Below are 25,787 nucleotides of genomic sequence, written 5' to 3' on the forward strand. Positions count from 1 at the left end.
CGCTTGCGATGATCGCAAGCGCTCCCGCTATCGCGCAAACGCAGGCCAGCTGCGCCGCGGATCCCGACGCGGCGGCGCGCAACTACAACTACATCCTCGGCACGCAGGCAATCGGCGGCCCGTACCAGCACACCAAGGGCAACCGCCTGATCGAACAGGCCGCAAATGTCCGGGGCATGGGATCGAACCTGCTCAAGATCTCGCTCGCGAAGGGGGCCTCGCCCAATTACGGTTCGCAGGAAGCCGCCCGCAAAGCCAAGTCGACGCTCGAATATGTGCAGGGCGCGCCCGCGGTCCAGCAGGCGCTGGACATGGACTTCACCTACTATCAGGCGTGGGTCCATTCCTTCACCGGGGCGGACTGGCGCGACGGGGTCGATATGACCGAGGCGCGGGCCTATTACGACGAGATGTATGCCCTGACCGCGTGGCTGCTGGAACGCTATTCCGGCACTGGCAAGGTCTTCATGCTGGGCAACTGGGAAGGCGACTGGCTGCTGCTGGGCCGGCAGAACCGTGAATTGGATCCCTCCCAGACGGCAGTCGAAGGGATGACCGCGTGGATGAAGATCCGCCAGCTCGCAATCGACACCGCTCGCGCCAAGGTCGCGCACAAGGACGTGGAGGTGTACCACTACATCGAAGTCAACCTCGTCAAGAAGGCCATGGCGGGCCGCACCAGTATCGCGCTGTCGGTGCTGCCCGACGCCAATCCCGATCTGGTGTCCTATTCGGCCTACGAGGCGATCAAGCAATCGCCCCAGCCCGATCTCATGTCGATCCGGCAACCACTGGAACAGACGCTCGCCTATCTTGAAGCCCAGCTGCCGCCGAAGGAGGGTCTGCCGTTCAAGCGCCGCGTGTTCATCGGCGAATATGGCTACCATGCCGACAAGTCGAAGCCGCTGACCGTGAAGCAACAATACATGAAGAGCCGCTTCGTGATGCAGAGCGCCCTCGCGCTCGATCTGCCGTTTGCGCTGATCTGGCAGATGTACAACAACGAGTATGCCGAGAACGGCACCTCGAAGGAGATGTCGCTGATCGACGAGAGCGGTCGCAAACGCGCGCTCTATGCCCTGCATCAGAGCTACCTTTCCGAGATGCAGGCCTTCGTCGCGCGATCCTGCCGAGAGACCGGCACATACCCGAGCGGCGATGCCTTCCGGGCGCGGGCGCTGGACCTGCTGAAGGCATCGGGCTTCGAAAAGATGGACGCGCTCGCGCAGACCATGCCGCGACTTGGCGGCTGATGGCCGTGAAATGGCGCGCGGGGGTTGTGGCCGTGTTTGCGGCCCTGATCGGCAGCGCATGGGCGCTTGCCGAGGAAACGGCGCCGCGCCGCGTGAACATCCTCCTCGTCACGGTCGATGACATGAACTGGAATTCGGTCGGCGCCTTCGGCGCGCCGATTGAAGGGATCACTCCGCATATCGACGCGCTCGCCCGCAGCGGCCGCCGTTACGAGCGGGCCTATGTCGCCGCTTCCAACTGTTCGCCTTCGCGCGTGGCGCTCCAGACCGGCCTCACGCCGCAGCAGTCCGGCGCGACCGGGTTCTTCTACATCGACGATACCGACACCCCGACAATCGCGACCGAATTGCGCCGCGCGGGCTACTTCACCGGGGTGATTGGCAAGCCGGCGGACAGCAATCCCGCGCCGTGGGGGCGCAAATACTGGGACGTTCAGGAGAATTTCGGTTCCGCCCGGAAATACTCCGCTGCCTCGGTCAGTCAGGCAGCAGCGCACTTCTTCGGCACGGCGCGACGCGGCGAGAAGCCCTTCTATCTGGTCGTCAACATTGCCGATCCGCACAAGCCGAACTTCAACGATGCCGAGGCCGCCGCCTCCGGAGCCGATGCATTCGCGCCCAGCCGGATCATCGCCGAAGACGAGGTGAAGGTGCCCGCCTTCCTTCCCGACTTGCCCGGCATCCGGGCTGATGTGCGCAACTACCAGAACTCCGTGAAGCGCGCCGATGACACCTTTGGCACGATCATGGCGGCCCTTCGCGCGAGCGGACTGGATGAGGAGACGCTTGTCATCTTCCTCTCCGATCACGGGATGCCCTTCCCCTTTGCCAAGTCCTCGGTCTACGACAATGGCCTGCGCACGCCGCTGGTGATCACCTGGCCGGGCCGGATTGCGCCCGGCGGGGTTGAGCAGGGGCTGGTTTCTGCTGTCGATCTGATGCCGACGATCCTCGACGCGGCCGCGATCCCCATGCCCGATGGCAAGGACTACACAGGCCGCTCGCTGCTGCGCGGCAGCACGGCCGAGCGTGACTTCGTGTTCGGCAGCTTCGACGAGAACGCGCGCGGCTATCCCGTGCCGATGCGCGGCACCATAGGGCGCGAGTGGGCCTATGTCTTCAACGCCTGGTCCGATGGCGAGCACGCGCTCAAGAACGACGACATGAACCACGCCTCCTTCAAGGCGCTGGTCAGGCACGCACTGGACGATCCGGCGGCCAAAGCACGGCTCGATTACTACCTGTCCCCGCCGGTGGAAGAATTGTGCAACCTCAAGATCGATCCTGATTGCCTGATCAATCTCGCGGGAGATCCGGCCCATTTCCCCGTGCTCGCACAATTGCGCCGCGCAACCCGCGCGCAGATGGTCAGGACGAACGATTATCTGCTGGAGGCGTTCGACGTCCGCTTAGATCGTTCAGCGCTACGCGCCTTCATGCAGCGACAGCGCGAGGCCGCACAGGGCCGCGCCGCGCGGCTCCAGTGGAAGCGGCCCGAGAACATCGCTGGTCCGACAAAAGACAACCGTGAGCTGTTCACGAGTAGTGCCAAGTGAGGTCTGTGCATCGCGCTGTCGGCAAGGCTCTGCTGGCTCCCACCAAGGACCGAAGGTTGGCGAGATTAGCCTTCATGTCGGTCTGAAAAATGTGTCTCCGCAAGAGGCGAGGATCAGGGGCGCGGTGATCTCGGCCGGCGGAACTCGTCCAAAGTGGGGAGCACATCGCCCTCGGCGCCCAGCGCTCGCGCTGGAGCTAGTGCCACTCGCGGGTGAGCGTCTCGAAGGTGTGCGGGGTGGAGGTCAGCGCGCACTGGCTGGCAGCGGATGGCTTGGGCCGGTGGCGGAGCAGGAGGGATTCGAACCCTCGATACGGTTTTGCCGTATACACACTTTCCAGGCGTGCGCCTTCGACCACTCGGCCACTGCTCCGCTGCGCATTCTTGTTGCGCTACCGCTTCGCTGCTTGAGCGCAGCTTCCGGCAAGAGCGGCGCACTAGCGGCGAAAGACGGGCTCCGCAAGGCAGAGCGGATTGGTGGCGCGCGGGAATCGTGGTAAAGGAGTCGCACGGGCTTAGCGCTGCGCGGATCCGGCATTCCCTGCGAACGCTGCCCTCGAAAGCCCCTTTCCGCCCCCTTGGGCGCGCGGAAAGGGGTTTTTGCTTGCGGCCCGCTTGTGGCACACCCCTGCCCATGAGAACCGCACTCCTCGCCGCTGCGACGGCCCTCGCCCTTTCGTTCCCGCTCGCCGCGCAGGAGGAGCCGAAGGGGGCGCCCGCACCGGCCGAGATCGTCGCGGCCGCGCCCAAGTCGGACTGGGCGGCGATCCCGGCGGAGGATCTGCTGGTGATGACCCTCGCGCCCGATGCCGAGGGCAACCCGCGCACCGTGGTGATCCAGCTGATGCCCGCTCCCTTCAGCCAGGGCTGGGTCCACAACATCCGCCTCTTCGCGCGCTCCGGGTGGTACGACGGCATCTCGGTCAACCGGGTGCAGGACAATTACGTCACCCAGTGGGGCGATCCCAATTACGACAACCCCGAAGCGACCGGGAAGCCGAAGCCCTTGCCCGAGGGGCTGAAGGTGATGGGGGAGGCGGAGTATGTCGCCTCTGCCGAGGCGATCTCTGAAGCCAACGCAAGATGGGTCAGTGCAGAGGATGTTCTGGACTCGATCAGGGAGCCGGAAGGCGAGCCAGCCGATCTGGTGGCGACACGGACTGCCGAGCATCCGGACGGCTGGCATCAGCGCGATGCGTACGCCGAATGGGTCGAGATCTACAAGGGATGGCCCCTTGCTGCGAAAGGAACGGGCGATGAAGCGAAGTTGTGGCCCACCCACTGCTACGGCATGGTCGGCGTGGGGCGGAACTACTCGCCTGACACCGGCTCGGGCGCCGAGCTTTATACCGTGATCGGCCATGCGCCGCGCCACTTGGACCGCAACATCGCCCTCGTGGGCCGGGTGATCGAGGGGATGGAGCACCTCTCCTCTCTCCCCCGCGGCAAGGGCGCGCTGGGGTTCTACACCGCCGAGGAAGCGGGCAAGCGCACGCCGATCACATCGGTACGAGTCGCCAACGACCTGCCGATGAACGAGCAACCACGCTTCGAATACCTCTCGACCGAAAGCGCCACCTTCGCCGCCTACGCCGGGGCCATCGCCAACCGCCGCGATCCCTTCTTCATCGCGCCCGCGGGCGGCGCGGACATCTGCAACATCCGCGTGCCGGTGCGGCGGGTGCCCTAGGGCGGCGGGGCAGCCGCGCAGCATTCTTGCGAAGTTTACAAAGTTGACACTGTAAACTTCGCAATCCTACAGGATTTTGGCTTTATAATCATGCGCTTGCGACAAGAAGCCGAAGTTGACACTGTGCGAGGCGTTTTTCTCGCGGCTTCCGGGCCGGAAGCTGTGACGGGACGATGGGAAGGAGCCGTCTGCCGCCCTATCGCACGCCGGCGCAGTAGGAAATCCCGCAGCGGGCCAGTGTCGGCACGACGCAACGCCGCATGAGCCGCGAGGTCCGCTTCAAGGCGCCAGTCGCATGCATGTTCATCGAAGAGGGCTTCGATCCGGCCTACCTCGTCGCCCTGCCCGAGGCCGCCAATGCCGAGATCGCCGCGATCACGCTCGCGGACGGCGGCAAGGGCGCTTTCGGGGCGGTCAAGGTCGAGGCGCGCATCGGCGCGAGCGTGTGGCAAACGCGCCTCAACGCCAGGGCAGGCGGCTGGACGCTGCCGATCAGGAAGCCCGTGCGGCTGGCCGAAGGGCTGGCGGAGGGCTTGGCGGTGGAGGTTGTGCTGAGGGTGATGGCATAATCGCCGTCGCGAGCGCAGCGAAGGCGTTCCATCGGATGATGGCCGTACCGGTCGCGAAGGCCGGACGGCGAATTGCGGTCACACCCGCTGCATCAGCTCGATGCGGTTGCCGAAGGGGTCTTCGGTGAAGAAACGGGCATAACCCTCGACCGGCTTGTCCTCGCGGATCGGACAGCCCGCTCCGGCGAGCCGCGCCTGCAGGTCCGCAAGGTCGTCGACCAGAAAGGCGGGGTGCGCCTTGGTCGCGGGGCGGAAATCGGGGTCGATGCCGATATGCAGCGCCGCGCCGCCGCCGGTGAACCAGCAGCCGGCAGGCGAGAGATTGGCAGGCTTGGGCACCTCCACCATCCCGAGCAGCCCCGCGAAGAAGGCCCGCGCCCTGTCCTCGCCGCCTGCCGGAATGGCAAGCTGCACGTGATCGAGCCCGATAACGCCCAAGCTACTGCCGCTCGGCCTGCGCCACGGCGTCGCTCGCGCGCAGGGCGGAGATGATGCGATTGAGGTGCGCGGCATCCTCGACCTCGACCTCGACATCGTAGGTGACGAAAGGATGGTCGATCTGGGCCTGCATCAGGGTGATGATGTTGGCCTTGTTCTGGGCGAAGATGCCCGCCATTTCGGCGAGCGTCCCCAGCCGGTCGTAGATCGTCACCGACAGCTGGCCCGCCGCCCCGACCGAGCGGCTGCCCCAGGCGAGGTCGATCCAGTCGCTGTCGATCCCGTTCGCCAGCTCCATGCAGTCGATCGCGTGGACCAGCACGGTCTCGCCCTTGCGGCGGATGCCGACGATGCGGTCGCCGGGGACGGGGTGGCAGCAGGGGGCGAGGTCGAAGGCGACACCCGGGGTGAGGCCCCGGATCGAGATCGCCCGTTCGCGCCGTTCCCAGTGCTCGTCCTCCTCGATCCCGGCGGTGCAGCCGGGGACGAGCGCCTCCATGACGTCGCGGTCGGCGATCTTGGCGGCGCCGATGGCGTACATCAGGTCGTCGGGCTCATCCATGCCGAGCCGTTCCACGGCGGCGCGGATCGCCTTCTTGCCGATGCGGGCAGGCACGCGCGCGGCGATCTCGTCGAACAGCTTGGAGCCGATCGCGGCGACCTCGGCGCGCTCCTTCATGCGCACCGCGCGGCGGATCGCGGCGCGGGCCTTGCCGGTGACGACGAAGCTGAGCCACGCCAGCTGCGGCGAGGCGTGGGGGTTCTTGATGATCTCCACCACGTCGCCGTTGTTGAGGGGCGTGCGCAGCGGCATGTGGCGCCCGTTGATCTTCACGCCTGCCGTCTGGAGGCCGAGATTGGTGTGGACCGCGAAGGCGAAATCCACCGCCGTCGCGCCCTTGGGCAGCTGGAACAGCGCGCCCTTGGGGGTGAAGGCAAAGATGCGATCCTGATAGATCGCCATGCGGGTGTGTTCGAGCAGTTCCTCGGCATCGTGGCTGGCATCGACGATCTCGATCAGATCGCGCAGCCAGCCCACCGCGCCGTCGGGCTTGTCGCCCTGCTTGTAGGCCCAGTGCGCGGCGAGGCCGAATTCGTTGGTGCGGTGCATCTCGCGGGTGCGGATCTGCACCTCCACGCGCATCGAGTTCTCGTACATCAGCGAAGTGTGCAGGCTCCGGTAGCCGTTCGATTTCGGCGTGGAGATGTAGTCCTTGAACTTGCCCGGCAGGAACTGCCAGGTGGTGTGCAGGATGCCCAAGGCGCGGTAGCAGTCCTCCTCGCTCTCGGTGAGGACCCGGAAGGCCATGATGTCGGTCACCTGCTCGAAGCTGACATGGCGTTCGGCCATCTTGTGCCAGATCGAATAGGGGTGCTTCTCGCGCCCGTAGACCTCGACCTTGAGGCCGGCCTCCGCGAGGCGCTGCTTGATCTTCAGGGCAATCGCATCGACCTGACCGCCGTCCTGCGAGCGCAGCTGCTCGAGGCGGTTCGTGATCGTGGCATAGGCCTCGGGTTCCAGCTCGCGGAAGGCCAGCGCCTGCATCTCGTGCATGTATTCGTACATCCCCACCCGCTCGGCGAGGGGGGCGTAGATGTCCATCGTCTCGCGGGCGATGCGCTGGCGCTTCTCGGGCGACTTGATGAAGTGCAGCGTGCGCATGTTGTGCAGGCGGTCGGCGAGCTTGACCAGCAGCACGCGGATGTCTTCCGACATCGCCAGCAGGAACTTGCGCAGGTTCTCCGCCGCGCGCTCGTTCTCGGGCATGGTCTCGATCTTGGAGAGCTTGGTCACGCCGTCGACCAGCCGCGCGACCTCGGTGCCGAAATGGGCCTCGATGTCGTCGATGGTGGCGAGCGTGTCCTCGACCGTGTCGTGGAGCAGCGCCGTGATGATCGTGGCCTGATCGAGCTTCAGGTCGGTCATCAGCCCCGCGACCTCGACGGGGTGGGAGAAATAGGGATCGCCGCTAGCGCGCTTCTGCGAGCCGTGCTTCTGCACGGTGTAGACATAGGCACGGTTGAGCATCGCCTCGTCGGCGGCGGGGTCGTAATCGAGGACCTTCTCGACGAGTTCGTACTGGCGGAGCATCACGAGCGAATATGTGCGCGGGCGCGCTTTGCGGCAAGTGCGAAGAAAGCCGCAGGCTCCCCGGTCAGCTCCAGGTGGCTCTGGGAGGGAGGCTCATCAGGATCGCGTCGATGTTGCCGCCGGTCTTGAGGCCGAAGATCGTGCCGCGGTCGTAGACGAGGTTGAACTCGGCATAGCGGCCCCGGTATTCGAGCTGGCGCGCCTCGTCCTCGGGGGTGAAGGCGCTGCCCATGCGCTTTCTCACCAGCGCGGGGAAGATCGCGAGGAACGCCTTGCCGACATCCTGCGTGAAAGCGAAGTTGCGGTCGAAGGCGGCATCGTCGGCGCATTCGAGGTGGTCGTAGAAGATCCCCCCGACCCCGCGATGGACCTGGCGGTGGGGGATGTAGAAATATTCCTCCGCCCACTTCCGGTAGCGTTCGTAATAGCTTTCGTTGTGCGGATCGCAGGCAGCCTGCATCGCCGCGTGGAATTCCGCCGTGTCCTCCTCGTAGGGGATCGGCGGGTTGAGGTCCGCGCCGCCGCCGAACCAGGCCTTGGTGGTGGTGAGGAAGCGGGTGTTCATGTGGACGGCGGGCACGTGCGGGTTGGCCATGTGCGCGACGAGGCTGATGCCGGTGGCGACGAAGCCGGGGTTCTCCGCGCTCGCCCCGTTGATCGAGCCCGCAAACTCCTTGGCGAAGCTGCCGCGCACGGTCGAGACGTTGACGCCGACCTTCTCGAACACCTTGCCCTTCATCAGCCCCTGCACCCCGCCGCCGGGATCGGGATTGCCTTCCTCGTGCCGGTCCCAGGGGGTGTACCGGAAGGCAGCGTCGGAGCCAGCCTCGCGCTCGATCGCCTCGAATTCGGCGCAGATGGAATCGCGCAGATGTTCGAACCACGCGCGCGCGCGGGCCGTGTGTTGTGTCCAGTCCGTCATACATCCCCGTCCGTCATTCCCGCGCACCATAGGCGAAGGCGCAGCGCACACAAGCCCGACTTTGCCCGCCGCAGGGGTGTTGCCAAGCGGCGGATTTGGCGGCAGTGGAGGCGCATGGTTCGCGCTATGTTCGCCCCCTTCCCTTTTGCCGGACACGAGCTTGCGCTCGGGCAAGGCCGCGCGCTCTACTGGCCGGCGGAACGCGCGCTGCTGGTCGCGGACCTGCATCTCGAAAAGGCGAGCTGGTTTGCCGCAAGGGGCCAGATGCTCCCGCCCTACGACAGCCGCGACACGCTCGAACGGCTGGCCGATGCCGTCAGGCAGACAGGCGCGCGGCGGGTCATCACGCTGGGCGACAATTTCCACGATGATGCCGGGGCGCTCAGGCTCGATGCGCATTGCACCGGGATGCTCGAGGCGCTGACCCGCGCGCTTGACTGGGTGTGGATCACCGGCAACCATGACGAGGCGCTGCCGAAGGGCTTCGGCGGGACGATCGTGCCCGAGATCGAGCTGGGCGGCGTGATCCTGCGCCATGAAGCCCGCGCCGGCGAGACCGCGCCCGAACTCTCGGGCCACTACCACCCCAAGCTGCGCGTCAATGTGAGGAACCGCCACATCGCCCGGCCCTGCGCGGTCATGGGCCGCAGCGACAGCGGGGCCGAGCGCATGATCCTTCCCGCCTTCGGCTCGCTCACCGGAGGGCTCGACGCGGGCCACCCCGAGATCCTCGGCGCGCTCCAGCCCGCCCGCGCGATCGAGGCGCTGATGCCCGCCGCCGGCCGCATCGCCCGCTTCCCGCTCTGGCAGGCGGCGGCCTGAAGACTCCATCTGGCGCTCGCCGCCGTTTCGCACTACATAGCCGCCAGCACGAAGCTACCACAGGAGAACACCCCATATCACGTCCACCCCGGCGCTCGTTGGCCCCGCCTGTCAAAAGCGGCCCTCGTTTTGATTTCATGATCCAGGTTCCCAAGGTCCGCGTCATCGACGACGAAGGCGAGAATCTGGGCGTCATGTACACCCGCGAAGCCATCGAGCAGGCGAACGAGAAGGGCCTGAACCTCGTCGAGGTGTCCCCCAACGCGGACCCGCCGGTGTGCAAGTTCCTCGATGTCGGCAAGTATCGCTACGAGGCGCAGAAGAAGGCGAACCTCGCGCGCAAGACGCAGAAGACGCAGGACATCAAGGAAGTGAAGATGCGTCCGAACATCGACACGCACGATTACGACGTGAAGATGCGCAACGTCCACAAGTTCATCGAGCATGGCGACAAGGTGAAGATCACCCTGCGCTTCCGCGGGCGCGAGATGGCGCACCAGCACCTCGGCATGGACCTGCTGAAGAAGGTGCAGGACGATGTCGCCGAATATGCCAAGGTCGAGGCCTTCCCGCGCCTCGAAGGCCGGCAGATGCTGATGGTGCTCGCGCCCAAGTAAGGCGCGCGCCTGCCGCAGACACCAAGGGGGCGGACCGTCGCGGTTCGCCCCTTCTGTTTTGTCCTGCCGACGAGCGGTGTCGAAGGCTCGACAAAGCGCCGATGGAAACCGATTGCTGACGACACCGTTCGGACGGTTCATGCTATTGAAAACAGGCAGGCGTAGGGATGATCCGGCCCCTTCCGGATCGCCTCGACACCATTCCAGCCCCCTTTCGTTTATCGGGAAGCATCCGCCCATGCCGCATCTCCCCCGCCTTCTCGCCCTTGCCGCCCTGCTGTCCGGCACCGCGCTTGCCGGCGCCGCCCCCGCCGCGGCCCAGACCCCGCTGGGCGAGGCGGAGCTTGCGACCTTCGCCCCCTCGAACGCCCCGGGCAACGACAAGATCGACTATTCGATCTGGGACGAGGCGATGAAGAACATCGTCATCTCGATGGGCCCTTCCCTGCGCGAGGGCGCCCCGCGCCCCGATCCCTCCTTCGGCACCCGCCGCCAGTACGGACACGTCTCGCGCTACCGGCTCGAAGGCACGCGGGTGATGTTCAGCTTCCTCGATGCCGACGTGATCGCGAGCTTCACCGAATACCGCAAGGATCTCGAGAATACCGCGAACATCGTCGACATCCAGTCGCTCAGCCGCAACGAGCAGCTCGCCTACTGGATCAACCTCCACAATGTCGCGATGGTCGAACAGATCGCCAATGCCTGGCCGGTGCGCCAGCCGCGCGACATCAAGGTGGACGGCGTGCCGCTCGACGAGGCGCGCTTCATCACCGTGGAAGGCATCCGGCTGTCCCTGCGCGATATCCGCGAGAAGATCGTCTACCGCCACTGGAAGGACCCGGTGGTGATCTACGGCTTCTGGCGCGGCGAGATCGGCGGGCCCTCGCTCCAGAAGGAGGCCTTCAACGCCGACAACGTGGCGCGGCTGCTGCAGCGGGGTGCTGGCGATTTCGTGAACTCGCTGCGCGGCTCGCAGGACCAGGGCGGGCGCCTGCAGGTCTCCGAACTCTACCGCGAGGCCGCGCCCTTCTTCTTCCCCGATTTCGAGAAGGACGTGCGCGCCCACCTCACCCGCTATGCCGACCAGACCACCGCCGCGCTGCTGGCGAAGGCAAGCGGGGCGGACCCGGTGATCGCCGAGCACGACATCGCCGACATCGAGGGCGGCGTGCGCGAGCCGACCTACCAGAACATCACCTCGAACGGGGTCTCGACCAGCTTTCGCATCCCGCAGAGCATGGCCGCCCTGCTGCGCGAGCGCGAGACCAAGTTCCAGGAGATAATCCGCCAGGGCCGCACCGGCACGGTGACCTTCAGCAACATCACCCTGCCCGGCGACGAGAGCGAACCGGCCGAGGTCGAATAGGCCGCACCTGCCGGCTGGCCCGCAGCCGCCGCCCGCGTTCATCGGCCATGACCTATCTGCGGGAACCTGCGTTCATGCGCCGTTTATCTGCCTGACATATCGTGCTTTCCGGGACGGATTCGAATCTGGTGGGAGAGTTCGATGGTGCCGAGGTCCATGATCGTGCTGCTGGCGGGCTCTGCCTTCGCGGTGTCCCCGGCGGTTGCGGAGAGCGTGTCGCCCGCCTCCCCCGGCCAGAACGCGCGCGGCGAGCTGCACTTCGTCCCCGGCATCGCCCCCGCCGAGGCCCGCGCCTCCGAGGCCGACCAGCGGCTGGCGATCTTCACCCCCACCACCGACCCGGTCCGCACCACCATCGATTACGAAATCTGGGACTACGCGCTCAAGCATCTGGTCATCTCGATGGGCCCTTCGGACCGGCAGGGCGCAAGGCGGCCCGATCCGATCTCCGGCACGCGGCGGCAGCAGGGCCCGCAATCGCGCTACCGGCTCGAAGGCTCGATGGTGATGTTCCGCTTCTTCGACCGGGACGTGATCCAGAGCTTCACCGAATATCGCCAGGATCTCGAACGGGTCGTCGAAACCCACAACATCGCCGCCCTGCCGCGCAACGAACAGCTCGCCTTCTGGCTCAACCTGCACAATGTCGCGCTGATGGAGCAGATCGCGCGGGAATGGCCGGTGCGCGAACCCAAGGAAATCACGATTGACGGGGTGCCGCTGGACGATGCCAAGTTCATCACCCTGCGCGGGATTCCGGTGTCGCTGCGCGACATCCGCGAGAACATCGTGTTCCGCCACTGGAAGGACCCGAAGGTGATCTACGGCTTCTGGCGCGGCGAGATCGGGATGCCGCACCTCCAGACCAACGCCTTCACCGGCAGCAATGTCGGCCCGCTGCTCGAGATCGCCGCCGCCGATTTCGTCAACTCGCTGCGCGGCACGCAGAATATCTCCGGCGAGCTGGCTGTCTCGGAACTCTACGCGGAGGTCGCGAGGTTCTACTTCCCCGATTTCGAGAAGGACGTGCGTGCCCATCTCGCGGCATATGCCGAAGAACCGGTGGCAAAGCTCCTTGCCGAGACCGACCGGACGGTCGCGACGCTGCGTGAACACGACATCTCCGACCTCCACGGCGGGGCGCTGCCGGCCAACTACCTGTTCGTCAACGTGGCCCCTGGAATCGCAGGCGCAGACCCGGGACAGTTAGGCTGCACCGAGAAAATGGGTCAGGGGGCCTGCAACCTCCTCTATGCCCGGGCGCTGAAGCTCGACAGGATGGAGCGCCGCGGACAGCCGGTGTCGCGGGTGTTCTTCTCGAACATCGACCTGCCGGGCGATCCGCCCAACAAGAACGCGGTCGAGTAGCGCGCGCCCGGGCATGACGCGCCCGCCGGGCTTGCCCGCGCGGCACCGGGGCTGGTAGGCCGCGCAAGGTCCGTCCATTCTGCGGGGAGCCCGACAGGCATGACAGCGCGCCGGATCGGCCTATTCCTCGGCCCGCTGGCTCTCGCCCTTACCGCGCTGACCGCGCCGCCCGCGGCGATGCCGGCTGGCGCCTGGCTGGTGGCGGGCCTGACGGTCTGGATGGCGGCCTGGTGGATGACCGAGGCGGTGCCGCTCAGCGTCACCGCGCTGCTGCCCTTCGTGGTGCTGCCGCTGGCGGGCGTATCGAATGCCGAGGCGACGGCGGCGACCTATTACTCGCCGATCCTGTTCCTGCTGCTGGGCGGCGCCTTCATCGCGCTGGCGATCGAGCGCACCGGCCTGCACCGCCGCCTGAGCCTCGCGATCCTGCGCATCGTCGGGCGCGAGGGCGGCGCGGCGCGGCTGCTGCTGGCCTTCATGCTCTCGACCGCGCTGCTCTCGATGTTCATCTCGAACACCTCGACCGCGCTGATCATGATGCCGATGGCGCTGGCGGTGCTGGAAGGGGGCGGCGGTGCCGTGGCCGAAGGCGCGCCGCCGCGTCAGGAGGGCGTCCACGGTGCCCTCCCCATGGGCATCGCCTTCGCCGCGAGCATCGGCGGGCTCGGCACCCTCGTCGGCTCGCCCACCAATGCCATCGCGGTGGGCCTGCTCGACAAGGTCGCGGGCGTCAGGATCACCTTTGCCGAATGGGCGCTTTACGGCGTGCCGCTGGTGCTGCTGAGCGTGCCGCTCGCCGCGTGGATCGTGGCGCGGGTGCAGCAGGTGGCGGCGCACCCCTTCGATGTCGCCGCGGCGCGCGCCGCGATGGGCAGTCACGCCGTCTGGAGCGCGCCGGAGCAGCGCCTCGTGCCGCTGGCGATCCTCACCTTCCTTGCCTGGACCACCCAGCCGCTCGTCGCCCCGCTGCTGCCGCCGGGATCGTGGACCGACGGCACCATCGCCGTGGTCGCGGCGCTGGTGCTGTTCCTGCTGCCCGACGGCACGGGCCGCCCGCTGCTGGTGTGGCAGGAGGCCGAACGCGCGCCGTGGAGCGTGATCTTCATGTTCGGCGGGGGCCTTGCGCTCGCGGCGGGGATGCAGGCCTCGGGCCTCGCCGAATGGATCGGCGGGGCGCTGCTGCCGCTCGAGGCATGGCCGCTGCTGGCGGTCGCGCTGGCGGTGACGGCGCTGGTGATCCTCGTCACCGAATTCGCCAGCAACGTCGCGACCGCCACGGGGATCATCCCGGTGGTCGCGGCGCTGGTGGTGGCGCTGGGCGCCGATCCGGTGCTGCTGGCCCTGCCCGCCGCGCTCGCGGCAAGCTGGGGCTTCATGCTCCCCGCCGGCACCGGCCCCAACGCCATCGCCTGGTCGACCGGGCGCATCCGGATCAGCGCGATGGTGCGGGCCGGGGCGCTGCTCGACGTGGCGGGGGTGCTGCTCATCGTTGGCGTGGTGTGGTTGATCGCAACTCTCGTGTGAAATCTTGCGCCGCCCGGTTGAAAGAATTGTACGCAGGCGGTAGCTCTTGCCCCAGCACAGCGGCAGCAGCGGAGAGGCGTTCCTGCGGAGGTTAGGAACGGGTGCCCTGCCCGCCGCCGAACGGCTCCCGCCTTCCTGGGAGCGTGAGCATAGGAAGGACACGGCCATGCCTGACGCCGTCGACGCTGTCGTCACCCCCACCCCCCGCCGCAAGCCCAAGCCCCCCCGCCGCGAGATCGCCGGACGGCCCCTGAAGCCCGCCACGCTGATGATGGGCCACGGCTACGACCCCGTCCTTTCGGAAGGGTCGCTCAAAGCCCCGATCTTCCTCACCAGCACCTTCGCCTTCGAGAGCGCGGCCGCCGGCAAGCGCCACTTCGAGGGTATCACCGGCCTTCGCGAAGGCGGCGCGGAGGGCCTCGTCTATTCCCGCTTCAACGGGCCCAACCAGGAAATCCTCGAGGATCGCCTCGCCGTGTGGGACGGGGCGGAAGATGCGCTGACCTTCTCCAGCGGCATGACCGCGATCTGCATCCTGATGATGGCCTATGCCAACGCCAATGACGTGATCGTCCATTCCGGCCCGCTCTACGCCGCCTCGGAAGGCTTCGTCGCCAAGGTGCTGAGCCGCTTCGGGGTGGGCTATGTCGATTTCCCCGCCGGGGCGACCCGCGAGGAACTCGACGCGGTGCTCGCCCGTGCAGGCGCCGAGGCGGCCGAGCGCGGCGGAAAGGTCGCGATGATCTATCTCGAGAGCCCGGCCAACCCGACCAACGCGCTGGTCGATGTGGAGGCGGTGCGCGATGCGCGCGACGCGAACCTCGCAGGCTGCCCCATCGCGATCGACAACACCTTCCTCGGCCCCCTGTGGCAGCGCCCGCTGGAACACGGGGCGGACATCGTCGCCTATTCGCTGACCAAGTATGTCGGCGGCCACTCCGACCTCGTGGCGGGCAGCATCGCGGGTGCCAAGCGCTGGATGGACCCGGTGCGGGCGCTGCGGAACACGATGGGCGGGATCGTCGATCCCAACACCGCGTGGATGCTGCTGCGCTCGCTGGAGACGGTGGAACTCAGGATGCAGCGCGCGGGCGAGAACGCGGCGAAGGTCTGCGCCTTCCTGCGCGATCATCCCAAGGTCGAGGGACTGGGCTATCTCGGCTTCATCGCCGACGCCCGCCAGCAGGACATCTATGACCGCCACTGCCTCGGCGCCGGATCGACCTTCTCGCTGTTCATCAGGGGCGGCGAGGCGGAGTGCTTCCGCTTCCTCGACAACCTCACCATCGCCAAGCTCGCCGTCAGCCTCGGCGGCACCGAGACGCTGGCGAGCCACCCGGCCTCGATGACCCACCTCTCGGTCCCGCAGGCGCGCAAGGACCTGCTCGGCATCACCGACAACCTCGTGCGCATAAGCATCGGGATCGAGGACGCGGACGACCTGATCGCCGATTTCGCGCAGGCGCTGGAGCACGTCTGACGCGCGGCCCTTGCCGTGACACCGGCGGTGCGCCAGTGTCACGGCGGAGGGAGACCAACCATGACAGACAGCCGCAAGCCCGTGTTCCTCGTGATCGGCGCAGGGGCCGGGATCGGGGGCAATGCCGCGCTGCGCTTTGCGGCCGGGGGCTATCACGCGGTGCTCGCCCGCAGATCGGACGAGGCGGGCCTCGCGCGCATGGTCGCCGAGATCGAGGCGGCGGGCGGTTCGGCCAGCGGCACTCTCCTCAACGCCGCCGAGGACGGCAGCATCGAGGAACTGGTGGCGCGCACCGAGGCCGAGATCGGCCCGATCCGCGCCGCGCTCTACAATCTCGGCGCGCAGATCGGGAACCGCGCGCTCGACCAGACCCCGCACCGCATCTTCGAACTCGGCTGGCGGCTCGGCACCTACGGGGTGTTCCGTCTCGCCCATGCACTGCTGCCCCGGATGGTCGAGCGGGCGAAGGATGGCGGGCCGCACGGCACCCTCATCGTGACCTCGGCGACCGCGGCGGTGCGCGGCAATGCCGGACAGCACAGCCATGCCGCGGCGATGGGCGGGCGGCGGATGCTGTGCCAGACCCTCAACGCCGAGTTCGCGCCCAAGGGCGTGCACGTGGCGCACGTGGTGGTCGACGGCGCGGTCGATGCCCCCGACACGCTCGGCAAGCTGCTGGGCGACAAGTACGAGGCCTTCAAGCAGGGCAAGGGCCGCGACGGGATCATCGATCCGGCAGCGCTGGCCGAGACCTACTGGCACCTCGCCCACCAGCCGCGGAACTGCTGGACCCACGAGATCGACGTGCGCCCGTGGACCGATGTCGCGTGGTGGAACGACAATCCCGATCCGCAGATCGACAGCAAGGGCAAGGGCTTCGCGGGGCCTACGGACTGAGGCAGCCCCAACTCCGTTCGGGCTGAGCTTGTCGAAGCCTTGTTCTTCTTCTTTGAGATTCGGTCACGAAGAAAAGTGCGGTGCTTCGACAGGCTCAGCACGAACGGGGTTGATTCTCACCCCCGCCACTCGCGCCTTTCCTCGGCGGCGCGCAGGACCTCGTAGCTGGTCTGGATCAGCTGGAACTGCCGCGCGGCCTCGGCATCGCCCGGCTTCACGTCGGGGTGCACTTCCTTGGCGCGGGCGCGGTAGGCCTTCTTGATCGCGTTGAAGTCTGCATCCGCCTCCAGCCCCAGCACCTCGAGCGCGCGCATCTCGTCGGCCGAGCGCGAGCCGTCGCCCGAGCCTGCCCAGCCGTAATGCGCGGCCTCGGCATAGCCGGCGTTCTCGCGGCGCTCGGCGCGGGCGCGTTCTTCCTTCTCGGCCGCCTCGAGGCCCTCGAAGTAGTCCCACTTCGCGTTGTATTCGGCGGCATGCTTCTGGCAGAAATACCACCGGTCGCGGCTGTTCGGGGCCTTGGGCGCCGGGCAATCGCCCGGTTCGTTGCAGCCGTGCCGGTCGCAGATGCGCACCTGAGCGGCTTCCTGCGAGGAGCCATAGCCCCGCCAGCGCGGGAAACCCCAGTCCATCGACCGGCGCGCGCGGCTCACCGGGAGGCCCCGGGCGTCATGTCGTTGGTCGATTGGGTCACGCGTTCAATCTAGGCGCAGTGGCCGTGAATGGGAAGGCGTGAGAAGCAGGAACAAGTTGCAATGTGAAATGTTGCATTGCAAAAGGACCGCGCATCATGAGCCAGCAACTGACCCTCTCCAGCCTCTTCTGCGTCCTCGCACTGGCAGGCCTGTGCCTGGTCACCGGCGCGCGCGACCTGGCCGGGATGGACGCGCCGGTCGCCGCGCAGCAGGCCGAACTTTCCGCCGGCCCGCTGCGCAGCTGATACCTCAGTTGATGATGACGCTGGCGGCGCGGCGGTTCTGCGCCCACGAGCTTTCGTCAGAGCCCAGCGCCACCGGGCGTTCCTTGCCGTAGCTCACCACCGAAATGCGGTTCGCATCGACGCCGAGGCTGACAAGGTAGGACTTGGCGGCATTGGCGCGGCGTTCGCCGAGCGCGAGGTTGTATTCGCGCGTGCCGCGCTCGTCGGCATGGCCCTCGATAGTGAAGGTCACCTGCGGGTAGCGCGCGAAATACTGTGCCTGCGCCTGGAGCGCGGCGGCATCCTGCGAATCGATGTTGTAGCGATCCGTGTCGAAATAGATCGTGGTCGAGGAACCGACCGCTGCGGCGAAGTGCGCCTGCGTGCCGACCTGCGGGCCGGTGGGCTGCACCTGCGGCCCGGTCTGGCCCGACCCGGTCTCGACCGGCGCGGGCGGCAGCGTCTGGGGGGGCTTCTTGGAGCATGCGGCAAGACCGATGGCGGAGGCCATCAGCACGGCGGTCGCAATCTTCCGGTTCATGGTATTTCCTTTCAGACTGTTGGGGGGAAGTGTGAACTCTGTCTCCGGGACGATCATGGCGAAATTAGGGTCATCCGGTCAGGGACGGATCGGGCCCCAGGCCGGGTCGGAAGCGTCGACCGGGGTCGGCAGGCGGCGCTCGTTCTGGCCGGTGAGATCGACCTGCCAGATGCCGGAGCGCCCGGTGTTCTTCTCGGTGCGGAAGAACTGGATGATGCGGCCGTTGGGCGCCCATGTGGGGGCCTCGTCCTGCCAGCCGCGGGTGAGCACGCGCATCGCCCCGCCGCCGGTGTTCATCACCGCGATGTTGAAGTCGCCCGCGATCCGGGTGAAGGCGATCTGGTCGCCGCGCGGGCTCCATTCGGGCGTGGCGCAGCGCCCGCCGAAGAAGCTGATGCGCTTCTGGTTGGTGCCGTCGGCGTTCATGACATAGCACTGCTGGCTGCCCGAACGGTCGCTCTCGAACACGATCTTGGTTCCGTCGGGCGAGTAGGAGCCGCCCACGTCGATCCCCGGATTGTCCGTCAGCTTCACGCTCGCGCCGCCCGTGGCGGGGACGCGGTAGATGTCGGTGTTGCCCGCGACTGCCATCGAATAGAGGATGAACTTGCCGTCCGGCGACCAGCGCGGCGCGATGGTGGGGTTGCGGTTCTCGGTCACCAGCGTCTGCTTGCCGGTGCCGATGTCGTAGACATAGATGCGCGGGTTGCCGTCGACGTAGCTGAGATAGAGGATCTTCGAATAGTCGGGCGAATAGCGCGGGGTGAGCGCGGTGGCGCTGCCGAGCGTCAGGAAGCGGTGGTTCGCGCCGTCCGAATCCATCACCGCGAGGCGCTTCACGCGCCGGTCCTTGGGGCCGGTCTCGGCGATGTAGGCGATGCGGCTGTCGAAGAACGGGCTCTCGCCGGTGAGGCGCGAGAAGATCAGGTCGGAACACTTGTGCGCCGCGCGCCGCCAGTCGCCGGGCGCGACCACCCAGCCCTCGCGCACCAGCTCGTTCTGGAGCGCCACGTCATAGAGGTAGCAGCCGACCACCAGCCGGCCATCATCCCGCGCGCGGACATAGCCGTGAACGAGCATCTCGGCGCTGCGCCCGCTCCAGGTGGAGAAGGCCGGCGCGGTGATCTGGGGGAAGGTCGGCTGGGGCAGGCTGTCGGGGCCGACCGGCTTGAACAACCCGTTGTTCCTGAGGTTGGCGGTGATGACCCGCGCGATCTCCCGTCCCAGCGCACCCGTGCCGGCCTCGTTGGCGGGGGTGGCGCGTTCGCGGTCGGTGGCGAAGGCGGGGATGGCGATGCCGATGTCCGACCACGCGCTCTCGTCGGTGACGGTGCCGCGCAGCGGGCCATCGTCCTCTCCCTCGATCGTGACGCGCTCGACGCGCTGGTCCTGCGGGATCGGGGCACCGAGGTCCTGCGCGGCGGCAGGCGGGGCGGCGAACAGAGCGGCGGAAAGGAGCAGGAGGAGCTTCTTGGTCATGTCACAGCCTTCGGTCGAATTGCCATTCGAGCGCTTTCCAGCGGTCGTAGAACTGGTCGGGGAGGTCGAACGGCGCAGCCCGCTGCACGGCGCGGATCGCGCGCTCGCAATGCAGGCCCGCCTGCGGGCGGTTGCTTTCGGTGATGCTGCCCGGATCGGTGCGGCAGCGCGGGGTGCCGCGCAGGGTGCCGTCCGGATTGAGCTCCCAGCTGACGGTCGAGATCAGCTGTTCGGCATCGAGACCCGAGGGCGCAGTCCAGTGCGGGCGCAGCGCGCGGGTGATTGCGCTCGACAGTGCCGCCCTTTCGGCCCGCCCGAAGGCGGCGGCAGGCGCGCGGGTTTCGTTGGTGGTCGTGGATGAGCCGCGGCCTTCCAGAAAGTCGTCCCCGATCCGGCTTCCGCCGCTTTTCGGAGCGGCCTGTGCCGGGCTGGTGGCGGGCCGCGAGGCCGGGGTCCGGGCGGCGGGCTGCGCTGCGGCTGTCCGGTCCGGCCGCGACCGGTCACGCGCGGGCGGGGCCTGCGTCGGGGAGGGCGAGGGCCGCGGGGCAGCTGTCGCCTGCGGGCGCGGCGGCGGGGTCGGCGCGGGGCGCGGCGCAACGCTCGGCTGCGGGCGCGGCGGCGGCGGCGAGGGCACACGCTCGGCTGCCGGTGCGGGCGCCGGCGGCGCGGGCGCGGGATTGTCGGCGAGGGTCGGGGCGATCGAGGCCCTGCTCTCCGCGACCGGATCGGGGGAGGCAGCCTCCAACCCCACTTCGGTCGCAAGGCTCACCGTCATCCGCTCGGGAAAGACGGAGACCTCGTTGCGCACCGTCTGCAACGCGAGCACGCCGACCAGCGCCGCGTGCAGCAGCACTGCGGCGGCCAGACCGACCTTCTCGTCGTTGCGAAGCGCAAGCTCTCCCATCACCTCCCTCGCGTTATGGAGCCGAAACTGAACCCTCGGTGACCAGCGAGATCGAGGTGAAGCCCGCCCTGCCGAGTTCGCCCATCACCTGCATTACCCTGCCGTAATCGAGGCTGCGATCACCGCGCAGCACGATCAGCGGCGGCTCGCCCCCGCGATCCAGCGCCTCGAGCGCGGCGGGCAGCCCGCCAGCAGGAACGGCATCCTCCTCGATATAGATCGTGCCCTGCCGGTCGATCGAGATGGTGATCTGGTCCGGCTGCTCCTCGACCGGGGCGGCGCGGCTTTCGGGCAGGTCGACAGGCACGCCGACCGCGGGGAGCGTCACCGTCACCATGAAGATGATCAGCAGCACCAGCATCACGTCGACCAGCGGGGTGACGTTGATCTCGGCCATCGCGGCGCGGCGGGTGCGCTTGCCCTTGCGCCCGCGCGAGGAGGAGACGCCCATGCCCATCAGGCGCGGTCCAGCTCGCGGCTGAGGCCGGTGTGGAGCCTGTCGGCGAACCGCTGGAGCCCCGCCTCGTAGCGGTCCACCGATCCGCCGAAGCGATTATAGGCGATCACCGCGGGGATCGCGGCGAACAGGCCGATCGCGGTCGCGAACAGCGCCTCGGCGATGCCGGGGGCGACCACGGCAAGGCTGGCGCTCTGCTGCGCACCGATCTGGAAGAAGGAGTTCATGATCCCCCACACCGTGCCGAACAGGCCGACGAAAGGTGCGACCGAGCCGACCGTGGCGAGGAAATTGAGCCGCCCGGCGAGTTCGTCGGCTTCTTCCGCGATCTGGCTGTCCATTGCGGCGGCGATCCGCTCGCGGGTGGCGGCGCGGTCGACCGGCTGCTTGGCGGTCGACTTTCGCCATTCGTCGAGCCCGGCGGCGGCGACCCGGGCGGCGGGGACTTCCTTCCTCACCTGCTTGGTCAGCAGCGCCTCGCGGTCGCGCTGGTCCCAGAATTCCGCTTCGTATTCGGCCGACTTCTTGGACAGGCCGCCGATGCGCAGGGAAAAGGAGACGATGATCATCCACACCCAGATGCTGGCAAGGATCAGCCCGACCATCACGCCTTGCACGATGATGTCGGCCTGGAGGAACAGTTCGACCGGGTCGAGCCGGGTCGGGGCGGCAGCAGGGGCGGCAGCGGCGAGCAGGGCAAACGTCACGGGGTCAGGTGTCCTTGGTCATGAAGGTCGAGAAGGCGGCGCGCCATTCGGCCGGCTGGCGGCGCGGGCGACCATCTAGCGTGATGAAGCCGACACGCAAACTTGCCTCGCATAATATTTCGTCATCGCGCCGTGCAATCTGGTGCATCCGGCACGATGCCGCGCCAAGTTCGGTGCAGCGCGTCTCGATCACAACATCGTCGTCGAGCCTCGCGGGGCGCAGGTATCTGAGGTTCACTTCCGAAACGGCGTAGGCACCTTCCCCCGCCTCGATCGCCGCGCGTTGGTCGATGCCGAGCAGCCGCAGGAGATCGCTGCGCGCACGCTCGAACCAGCGCAGGTAGTTGGCGTGGTAGGTGATGCCCGACAGATCGGTGTCCTCGTAATACACCCGCACCGCGTAAAGATGCCGTGGGCCGTCGAGCACGCCGCCGGGGAGAGGGGGCGATATCATGGGGTGAGGCTCGCAATCATCATCCGGGTCAAAAGCCTTCCACGGCTGAAGCTCCGATGAACGGTGCCGGGCCAGCGCCGAAGCGAGGGCACCCTCAACGGCGCGCGATCATCGGCCCCAGCGGCTCGCCGCCGAAGATGTGGACATGGAGGTGCGGCACCTCCTGCCCGCCGTGGCGGCCGATATTGGCGAGGAGGCGGTAGCCCGGTTCGACAAGGCCCTTGCGTCGCGCCACTTCCCCCACCGCGCGCACGAAGCCCGCGATCTCGGCGTCCGAGGCCTTGGCGGAGAAGTCGTCCCAGCTGACGTAGCGCCCCTTCGGGATCACCAGCGTGTGCACCTCAGCCTGCGGGTTGATGTCCTCGAAGGCATAGGCCCAATCGTCCTCGTAGACCTTCTTGGACGGGATTTCCCCGCGCAGGATCCTCGCGAAGATGTTGGCGTCGTCATAGGGCAGGGTCGGGTCGATCGGCATTATTCGCTCCGTGATGCTTTTTCGGCGAGGCCGGACAGCCCCTCGCGCCGGTCGAGTTCGGCCAGAACCTGCTCCAGCCTGACGCCCTTCTCGGCGAGCAGCACCATGAGGTGGAACAGCACGTCCGCCGCCTCCCCCACCAGTTCGGCCTCGTCACCGGCGAGCGCGGCGATCACCGCCTCGGTCGCTTCCTCGCCGAGCTTCTGCGCGATCTTGGCGAGGCCCTTGTGGTGAAGCTTCGCCACGTAGCTTTCCTCCGGCGAGGCGGTGAGGCGCTGGGCGATGGTCGCTTCGAGGCGGGCTAGGGTTTCGGACACGTGGCTCTTTCTCGTCATTGCGAGGAGCCGCAGGCGACGCGGCAATCCATGATCGGACCTTTCCGCAACCAGCACGGTCGGTCCATGGATTGCTTCGCTACGCCCGCAATGACGAAGTTTCAACCGCGTGCCGGAAGTCCCGCCGCCCGCAGCGCCGCGTGGGCCTCCGCGATGGTGTGGTGGCCGAAGTGGAAGATCGAGGCGGCGAGGACCGCGCTGGCGTGGCCCTTCGTCACCCCGTCCACGAGGTGTTCGAGGCTCCCCACCCCCCCACTCGCGATCACCGGCACGCTGACGGCATCGGCGATTTCGCGGGTGAGGGCGAGGTCGTAACCCTTCTGCGTCCCGTCCCCGTCCATCGAGGTGACGAGCAATTCGCCCGCGCCGAGCCCTGCGACCCTCATCGCATATTCGACTGCATCGATACCCGTCGGCTTCCTGCCGCCGTGGGTGAAGATTTCCCAATTGCCGCGCGGGGTGCGGCGCGCATCGACGCTGGCCACGACGCACTGGCTGCCGAACCGCTCGGCGATCTCGCCCACCAGTTCGGGCCGGGCGACGGCCGCCGAGTTGACCGCCACCTTGTCAGCCCCTGCCAGCAGCAGCGCGCGCGCGTCCTCGGGCGAGCGCACCCCGCCGCCGACAGTCAGCGGCATGAAGCACACCTCCGCCGTGCGCCGCACCATGTCGAGCAGAGTCCCGCGCCCTTCGTGGCTGGCGGATATGTCGAGGAAGCACAGCTCGTCCGCGCCAGCCTCGTCATAGGCGCGCGCCTGTTCCACGGGATCGCCCGCGTCCTTGAGGTCGACGAAATTGACGCCCTTGACCACGCGGCCCTCGGCGACGTCGAGGCAGGGGATGACGCGGATGCGGACGGTCATGCAGCGCGCGCCCCCATCGCAATCGCCGCCGCCAGATCGAGCCGCCCTTCGTAGAGCGCGCGGCCGGTAATCACCCCCTCGATCCCCTCGTGCGCGTGGAGCGAGAGGATGTGGATGTCGTCGAGGCCCTTCACCCCGCCGCTGGCGATCACCGGAATGTCGACGCGACGGGCGAGATCGACGGTCGCCTCGATGTTCACGCCCTTCAGCAGCCCGTCGCGGCCGATATCGGTGAACAGCAGCGAGGCAACGCCCGCGTCCTCGAAGCGGCGAGCGAGATCGGTGACGGGGACGTCGGAGACCTCCGCCCAGCCCTCGGTCGCGACCATGCCGTCCTTGGCGTCGACCGCGACGACGATGCCGTTCTCCCACTCGCGGGCCATGTCCTTGACGAACTCGGGGTTCTTGAGCGCCGCCGAGCCCATCACCACCCGCGCCACGCCGAGGTTGAACCACCCCTCGACCGCCGCCGCATCGCGGATGCCGCCGCCGAGTTGCACATAGCCCGGGAAGGCTTCGACGATGGCTTCCACCGCCGCGCGGTTGCGGCTCTCGCCCGCGAAGCTGCCGTCCAGATCGACAACATGGAGATGCTCCGCCCCGGCCTCGGCAAAGATCAGCGCCTGCGCGGCGGGATCGTCGCCGTAAATGGTGGCGCGGTCCATGTCGCCTTCGGCGAGACGGACGACCTGGCCACCCTTGAGGTCGATGGCGGGGAAGATGATCACGGGAACCACTCCAGAAAGCGCCGGAGCGTCGCGAGGCCGTAAGCCTGGCTCTTTTCCGGGTGAAACTGCACGCCGAGTATGTTGTCGCGGGCGACCGCTGCCACCAGCCCTTCGCCGTGATCGGTCATCGCGGCGATATGGTGCGGATCGGCGGCGGCGAAGTGGTAGGAGTGGAGGAAATAGGCCTCCCCCTCCTCGATCACCTCATGGTCCTTCGCATGGGGCAGCATGGCGACATCGTTCCAGCCCATGTGCGGGACCTTTATCGCAGGGTCGCTCGGCTCGATCAGCCGCACCTCGCCCGCAATCCAGCCGAGGCCCGGCGTCTCGCCATGTTCAAGGCCGCGTTCGGCCAGCAATTGCATCCCCACGCAGATGCCGAGGAACGGTGCCCCGCCGACATGGACGCGCTCCTTCATCGCCTCGACCATGCCGGGAATGGCGTTCAACCCCTGGGCACAGGCCCTGAAGCTGCCGACGCCGGGCAGCACGATCCGGTCCGCCGCGCGCACCACATAGGGATCGGCGGTGACGGTGACCTCTGCCCCCGCCGCCTTCAGCGCATTGTGAACCGAATGCAGATTGCCCGCGCCGTAATCGATCAGCGCGACAACCTCAGCCACCGAGCTGCCCCTTGGTGCTGGGGATCGCCCCGCCCTTCCTCGGATCGCGCTCGACCGCCTGCCGCATGGCGCGGGCGAAGCCCTTGTAGAGGCTCTCGCAGATGTGGTGGTTGTTGGTGCCGTAGAGCAGCTCCATGTGGAGCGTGATGCCGGCGGCCTGCGACACGGAATGGAACCAGTGCTCGATCAGCTCGGTGTCCCATTCGCCCAGGCGTTCCTGCGTGAACTTCGCCTTCCACACGAGGTAGGGCCGCCCCGAGATGTCGAGCGCCACCCGCGAAAGGGTCTCGTCCATCGGCGAATAGGCCGCGCCATACCGCCCGATCCCAGCCTTGTCGCCCAGCGCCTGCGCGATCGCCTGCCCCAGCGCGATCGCCGAATCCTCGGTGGTGTGGTGCTGGTCGACATGGAGGTCGCCCTCGACCTTCATCGTCACGTCGATCAGCGAATGGCGGCTGAACTGTTCGACCATGTGATCGAGAAAGCCGATGCCGGTCGACACGTCATAGGCGCCGGTCCCGTCGAGATCGACGGCAATGGCGATTCTGGTTTCGGTGGTGTTGCGGTTCACCGATCCGGTGCGGGCGGGGATGCTGGCCATGAACCGGCGCTATAGTCCGCTTGGGGCGCAAGACAAGCGTGGGCCGCATCGCCCGGCGGACTGTCAATCCGGCGAGACATTTCAATTCAAAGCCCCTTGACCAAGGCC

General features: G+C 67.5%; 28 protein-coding genes and 1 tRNA gene. 12 read left to right on the forward strand and 17 right to left on the reverse strand.

The window, feature by feature from the left end:
- Positions 1-8: 8 nt before the first annotated feature.
- The gene (locus ACMX37_RS12590; protein ID WP_483146256.1) at positions 9-1,253 is read left to right on the forward strand and encodes a hypothetical protein; all 1,245 of its coding nucleotides are present in this window, start codon (positions 9-11) and stop codon (positions 1,251-1,253) included.
- A 26-nt stretch (positions 1,254-1,279) separates the two neighbouring features.
- Positions 1,280-2,809 (forward strand): sulfatase family protein, encoded by a 1,530-nt coding sequence (locus ACMX37_RS12595; protein ID WP_483146257.1) that lies wholly within the window; start codon positions 1,280-1,282, stop codon positions 2,807-2,809.
- Between the two features lie 281 nt (positions 2,810-3,090).
- On the opposite strand, the gene ACMX37_RS12600 is transcribed toward ACMX37_RS12595, so the two are convergent.
- Positions 3,091-3,181 (reverse strand) — tRNA-Ser (locus tag ACMX37_RS12600).
- Between the two features lie 261 nt (positions 3,182-3,442).
- On the opposite strand from ACMX37_RS12600, the gene ACMX37_RS12605 reads away from it, so the two are divergent.
- Complete coding sequence (locus ACMX37_RS12605) at positions 3,443-4,498, forward strand: peptidylprolyl isomerase (protein ID WP_483146258.1); 1,056 nt, start codon at positions 3,443-3,445, stop codon at positions 4,496-4,498.
- 299 nt (positions 4,499-4,797) lie between these two features.
- Positions 4,798-5,067, forward strand: a complete 270-nt coding sequence (locus tag ACMX37_RS12610; protein WP_483146259.1) for a DUF1905 domain-containing protein — start codon at positions 4,798-4,800, stop codon at positions 5,065-5,067.
- Between the two features lie 78 nt (positions 5,068-5,145).
- Here ACMX37_RS12610 and ACMX37_RS12615 read toward each other — a convergent pair whose 3' ends face one another.
- The 3 genes from ACMX37_RS12615 to hemF form a co-directional block, all read right to left on the reverse strand.
- Positions 5,146-5,505 carry a VOC family protein gene (locus ACMX37_RS12615; protein ID WP_483146260.1) on the reverse strand — a complete coding sequence of 120 codons (360 nt, stop codon included), beginning with the start codon at positions 5,503-5,505 and terminating at the stop codon, positions 5,146-5,148.
- A 1-nt stretch (position 5,506) separates the two neighbouring features.
- On the reverse strand, positions 5,507-7,597 hold the full coding sequence (locus ACMX37_RS12620) for a RelA/SpoT family protein (protein ID WP_483146261.1): 2,091 nt from the start codon (positions 7,595-7,597) through the stop codon (positions 5,507-5,509).
- Positions 7,598-7,661: 64 nt separating this feature from the next.
- The gene (gene hemF, locus ACMX37_RS12625) at positions 7,662-8,519 is read right to left on the reverse strand and encodes an oxygen-dependent coproporphyrinogen oxidase (protein ID WP_483146262.1); all 858 of its coding nucleotides are present in this window, start codon (positions 8,517-8,519) and stop codon (positions 7,662-7,664) included.
- A 114-nt stretch (positions 8,520-8,633) separates the two neighbouring features.
- Between hemF and pdeM the strand changes: the two genes are divergently transcribed.
- From pdeM to ACMX37_RS12660, 7 genes are all read left to right on the forward strand, one after another.
- Positions 8,634-9,341, forward strand: coding sequence for a ligase-associated DNA damage response endonuclease PdeM (gene pdeM, locus ACMX37_RS12630; protein WP_483146263.1), 708 nt, complete (start codon positions 8,634-8,636; stop codon positions 9,339-9,341).
- A gap of 137 nt (positions 9,342-9,478) precedes the next feature.
- Positions 9,479-9,958: a translation initiation factor IF-3 gene (gene infC, locus ACMX37_RS12635; RefSeq protein ID WP_483146264.1), complete on the forward strand. Its 480-nt coding sequence runs from the start codon at positions 9,479-9,481 to the stop codon at positions 9,956-9,958.
- A gap of 238 nt (positions 9,959-10,196) precedes the next feature.
- Positions 10,197-11,327 (forward strand): DUF547 domain-containing protein, encoded by a 1,131-nt coding sequence (locus ACMX37_RS12640; RefSeq protein ID WP_483146265.1) that lies wholly within the window; start codon positions 10,197-10,199, stop codon positions 11,325-11,327.
- 141 nt (positions 11,328-11,468) lie between these two features.
- Positions 11,469-12,695, forward strand: a complete 1,227-nt coding sequence (locus ACMX37_RS12645; RefSeq protein WP_483146266.1) for a DUF547 domain-containing protein — start codon at positions 11,469-11,471, stop codon at positions 12,693-12,695.
- 99 nt (positions 12,696-12,794) lie between these two features.
- A complete protein-coding gene (locus ACMX37_RS12650) occupies positions 12,795-14,219 on the forward strand; it encodes an SLC13 family permease (protein ID WP_483146267.1) in 1,425 nt (474 codons plus the stop codon).
- Positions 14,220-14,385: 166 nt separating this feature from the next.
- Positions 14,386-15,699 carry a cystathionine gamma-synthase family protein gene (locus tag ACMX37_RS12655; protein ID WP_483146268.1) on the forward strand — a complete coding sequence of 438 codons (1,314 nt, stop codon included), beginning with the start codon at positions 14,386-14,388 and terminating at the stop codon, positions 15,697-15,699.
- 60 nt (positions 15,700-15,759) lie between these two features.
- Positions 15,760-16,596: an SDR family NAD(P)-dependent oxidoreductase gene (locus ACMX37_RS12660; protein ID WP_483146269.1), complete on the forward strand. Its 837-nt coding sequence runs from the start codon at positions 15,760-15,762 to the stop codon at positions 16,594-16,596.
- 116 nt (positions 16,597-16,712) lie between these two features.
- Here ACMX37_RS12660 and ACMX37_RS12665 read toward each other — a convergent pair whose 3' ends face one another.
- Positions 16,713-17,246, reverse strand: coding sequence for a J domain-containing protein (locus ACMX37_RS12665; protein WP_088913443.1), 534 nt, complete (start codon positions 17,244-17,246; stop codon positions 16,713-16,715).
- 137 nt (positions 17,247-17,383) lie between these two features.
- On the opposite strand from ACMX37_RS12665, the gene ACMX37_RS12670 reads away from it, so the two are divergent.
- Complete coding sequence (locus tag ACMX37_RS12670; protein WP_483146270.1) at positions 17,384-17,533, forward strand: hypothetical protein; 150 nt, start codon at positions 17,384-17,386, stop codon at positions 17,531-17,533.
- Positions 17,534-17,537: 4 nt separating this feature from the next.
- On the opposite strand, the gene pal is transcribed toward ACMX37_RS12670, so the two are convergent.
- The 12 genes from pal to hisB form a co-directional block, all read right to left on the reverse strand.
- Positions 17,538-18,053 carry a peptidoglycan-associated lipoprotein Pal gene (gene pal / locus ACMX37_RS12675; RefSeq protein ID WP_483146271.1) on the reverse strand — a complete coding sequence of 172 codons (516 nt, stop codon included), beginning with the start codon at positions 18,051-18,053 and terminating at the stop codon, positions 17,538-17,540.
- 78 nt (positions 18,054-18,131) lie between these two features.
- Positions 18,132-19,532, reverse strand: a complete 1,401-nt coding sequence (tolB, locus tag ACMX37_RS12680) for a Tol-Pal system beta propeller repeat protein TolB (protein WP_088913441.1) — start codon at positions 19,530-19,532, stop codon at positions 18,132-18,134.
- Position 19,533: 1 nt separating this feature from the next.
- Positions 19,534-20,436, reverse strand: a complete 903-nt coding sequence (locus ACMX37_RS12685) for an energy transducer TonB (RefSeq protein WP_483146272.1) — start codon at positions 20,434-20,436, stop codon at positions 19,534-19,536.
- Positions 20,437-20,449: 13 nt separating this feature from the next.
- Positions 20,450-20,893 carry an ExbD/TolR family protein gene (locus tag ACMX37_RS12690; protein ID WP_483146273.1) on the reverse strand — a complete coding sequence of 148 codons (444 nt, stop codon included), beginning with the start codon at positions 20,891-20,893 and terminating at the stop codon, positions 20,450-20,452.
- Positions 20,893-21,600 carry a protein TolQ gene (gene tolQ / locus ACMX37_RS12695; protein ID WP_483146274.1) on the reverse strand — a complete coding sequence of 236 codons (708 nt, stop codon included), beginning with the start codon at positions 21,598-21,600 and terminating at the stop codon, positions 20,893-20,895. Before tolQ ends, ACMX37_RS12690 begins: the two co-directional genes overlap by 1 nt.
- 4 nt (positions 21,601-21,604) lie before the next feature.
- Positions 21,605-22,054 (reverse strand): YbgC/FadM family acyl-CoA thioesterase, encoded by a 450-nt coding sequence (locus ACMX37_RS12700; protein WP_483146275.1) that lies wholly within the window; start codon positions 22,052-22,054, stop codon positions 21,605-21,607.
- A gap of 94 nt (positions 22,055-22,148) precedes the next feature.
- Positions 22,149-22,529, reverse strand: coding sequence for a histidine triad nucleotide-binding protein (locus ACMX37_RS12705; protein WP_483146276.1), 381 nt, complete (start codon positions 22,527-22,529; stop codon positions 22,149-22,151).
- Positions 22,529-22,846, reverse strand: a complete 318-nt coding sequence (locus ACMX37_RS12710) for a phosphoribosyl-ATP diphosphatase (RefSeq protein ID WP_483146277.1) — start codon at positions 22,844-22,846, stop codon at positions 22,529-22,531. The genes ACMX37_RS12705 and ACMX37_RS12710 overlap by 1 nt, the downstream gene beginning before the upstream one ends.
- A 119-nt stretch (positions 22,847-22,965) precedes the next feature.
- On the reverse strand, positions 22,966-23,727 hold the full coding sequence (hisF, locus tag ACMX37_RS12715; RefSeq protein ID WP_483146278.1) for an imidazole glycerol phosphate synthase subunit HisF: 762 nt from the start codon (positions 23,725-23,727) through the stop codon (positions 22,966-22,968).
- On the reverse strand, positions 23,724-24,455 hold the full coding sequence (gene hisA / locus ACMX37_RS12720; protein WP_483146279.1) for a 1-(5-phosphoribosyl)-5-[(5-phosphoribosylamino)methylideneamino]imidazole-4-carboxamide isomerase: 732 nt from the start codon (positions 24,453-24,455) through the stop codon (positions 23,724-23,726). Before hisA ends, hisF begins: the two co-directional genes overlap by 4 nt.
- Positions 24,452-25,078 carry an imidazole glycerol phosphate synthase subunit HisH gene (hisH, locus tag ACMX37_RS12725; RefSeq protein ID WP_483146280.1) on the reverse strand — a complete coding sequence of 209 codons (627 nt, stop codon included), beginning with the start codon at positions 25,076-25,078 and terminating at the stop codon, positions 24,452-24,454. Before hisH ends, hisA begins: the two co-directional genes overlap by 4 nt.
- Positions 25,071-25,679 carry an imidazoleglycerol-phosphate dehydratase HisB gene (gene hisB / locus ACMX37_RS12730; protein ID WP_483146281.1) on the reverse strand — a complete coding sequence of 203 codons (609 nt, stop codon included), beginning with the start codon at positions 25,677-25,679 and terminating at the stop codon, positions 25,071-25,073. Before hisB ends, hisH begins: the two co-directional genes overlap by 8 nt.
- Positions 25,680-25,787: the final 108 nt, after the last annotated feature.

This window comes from Porphyrobacter sp. THAI-01a, from assembly GCF_056868655.1.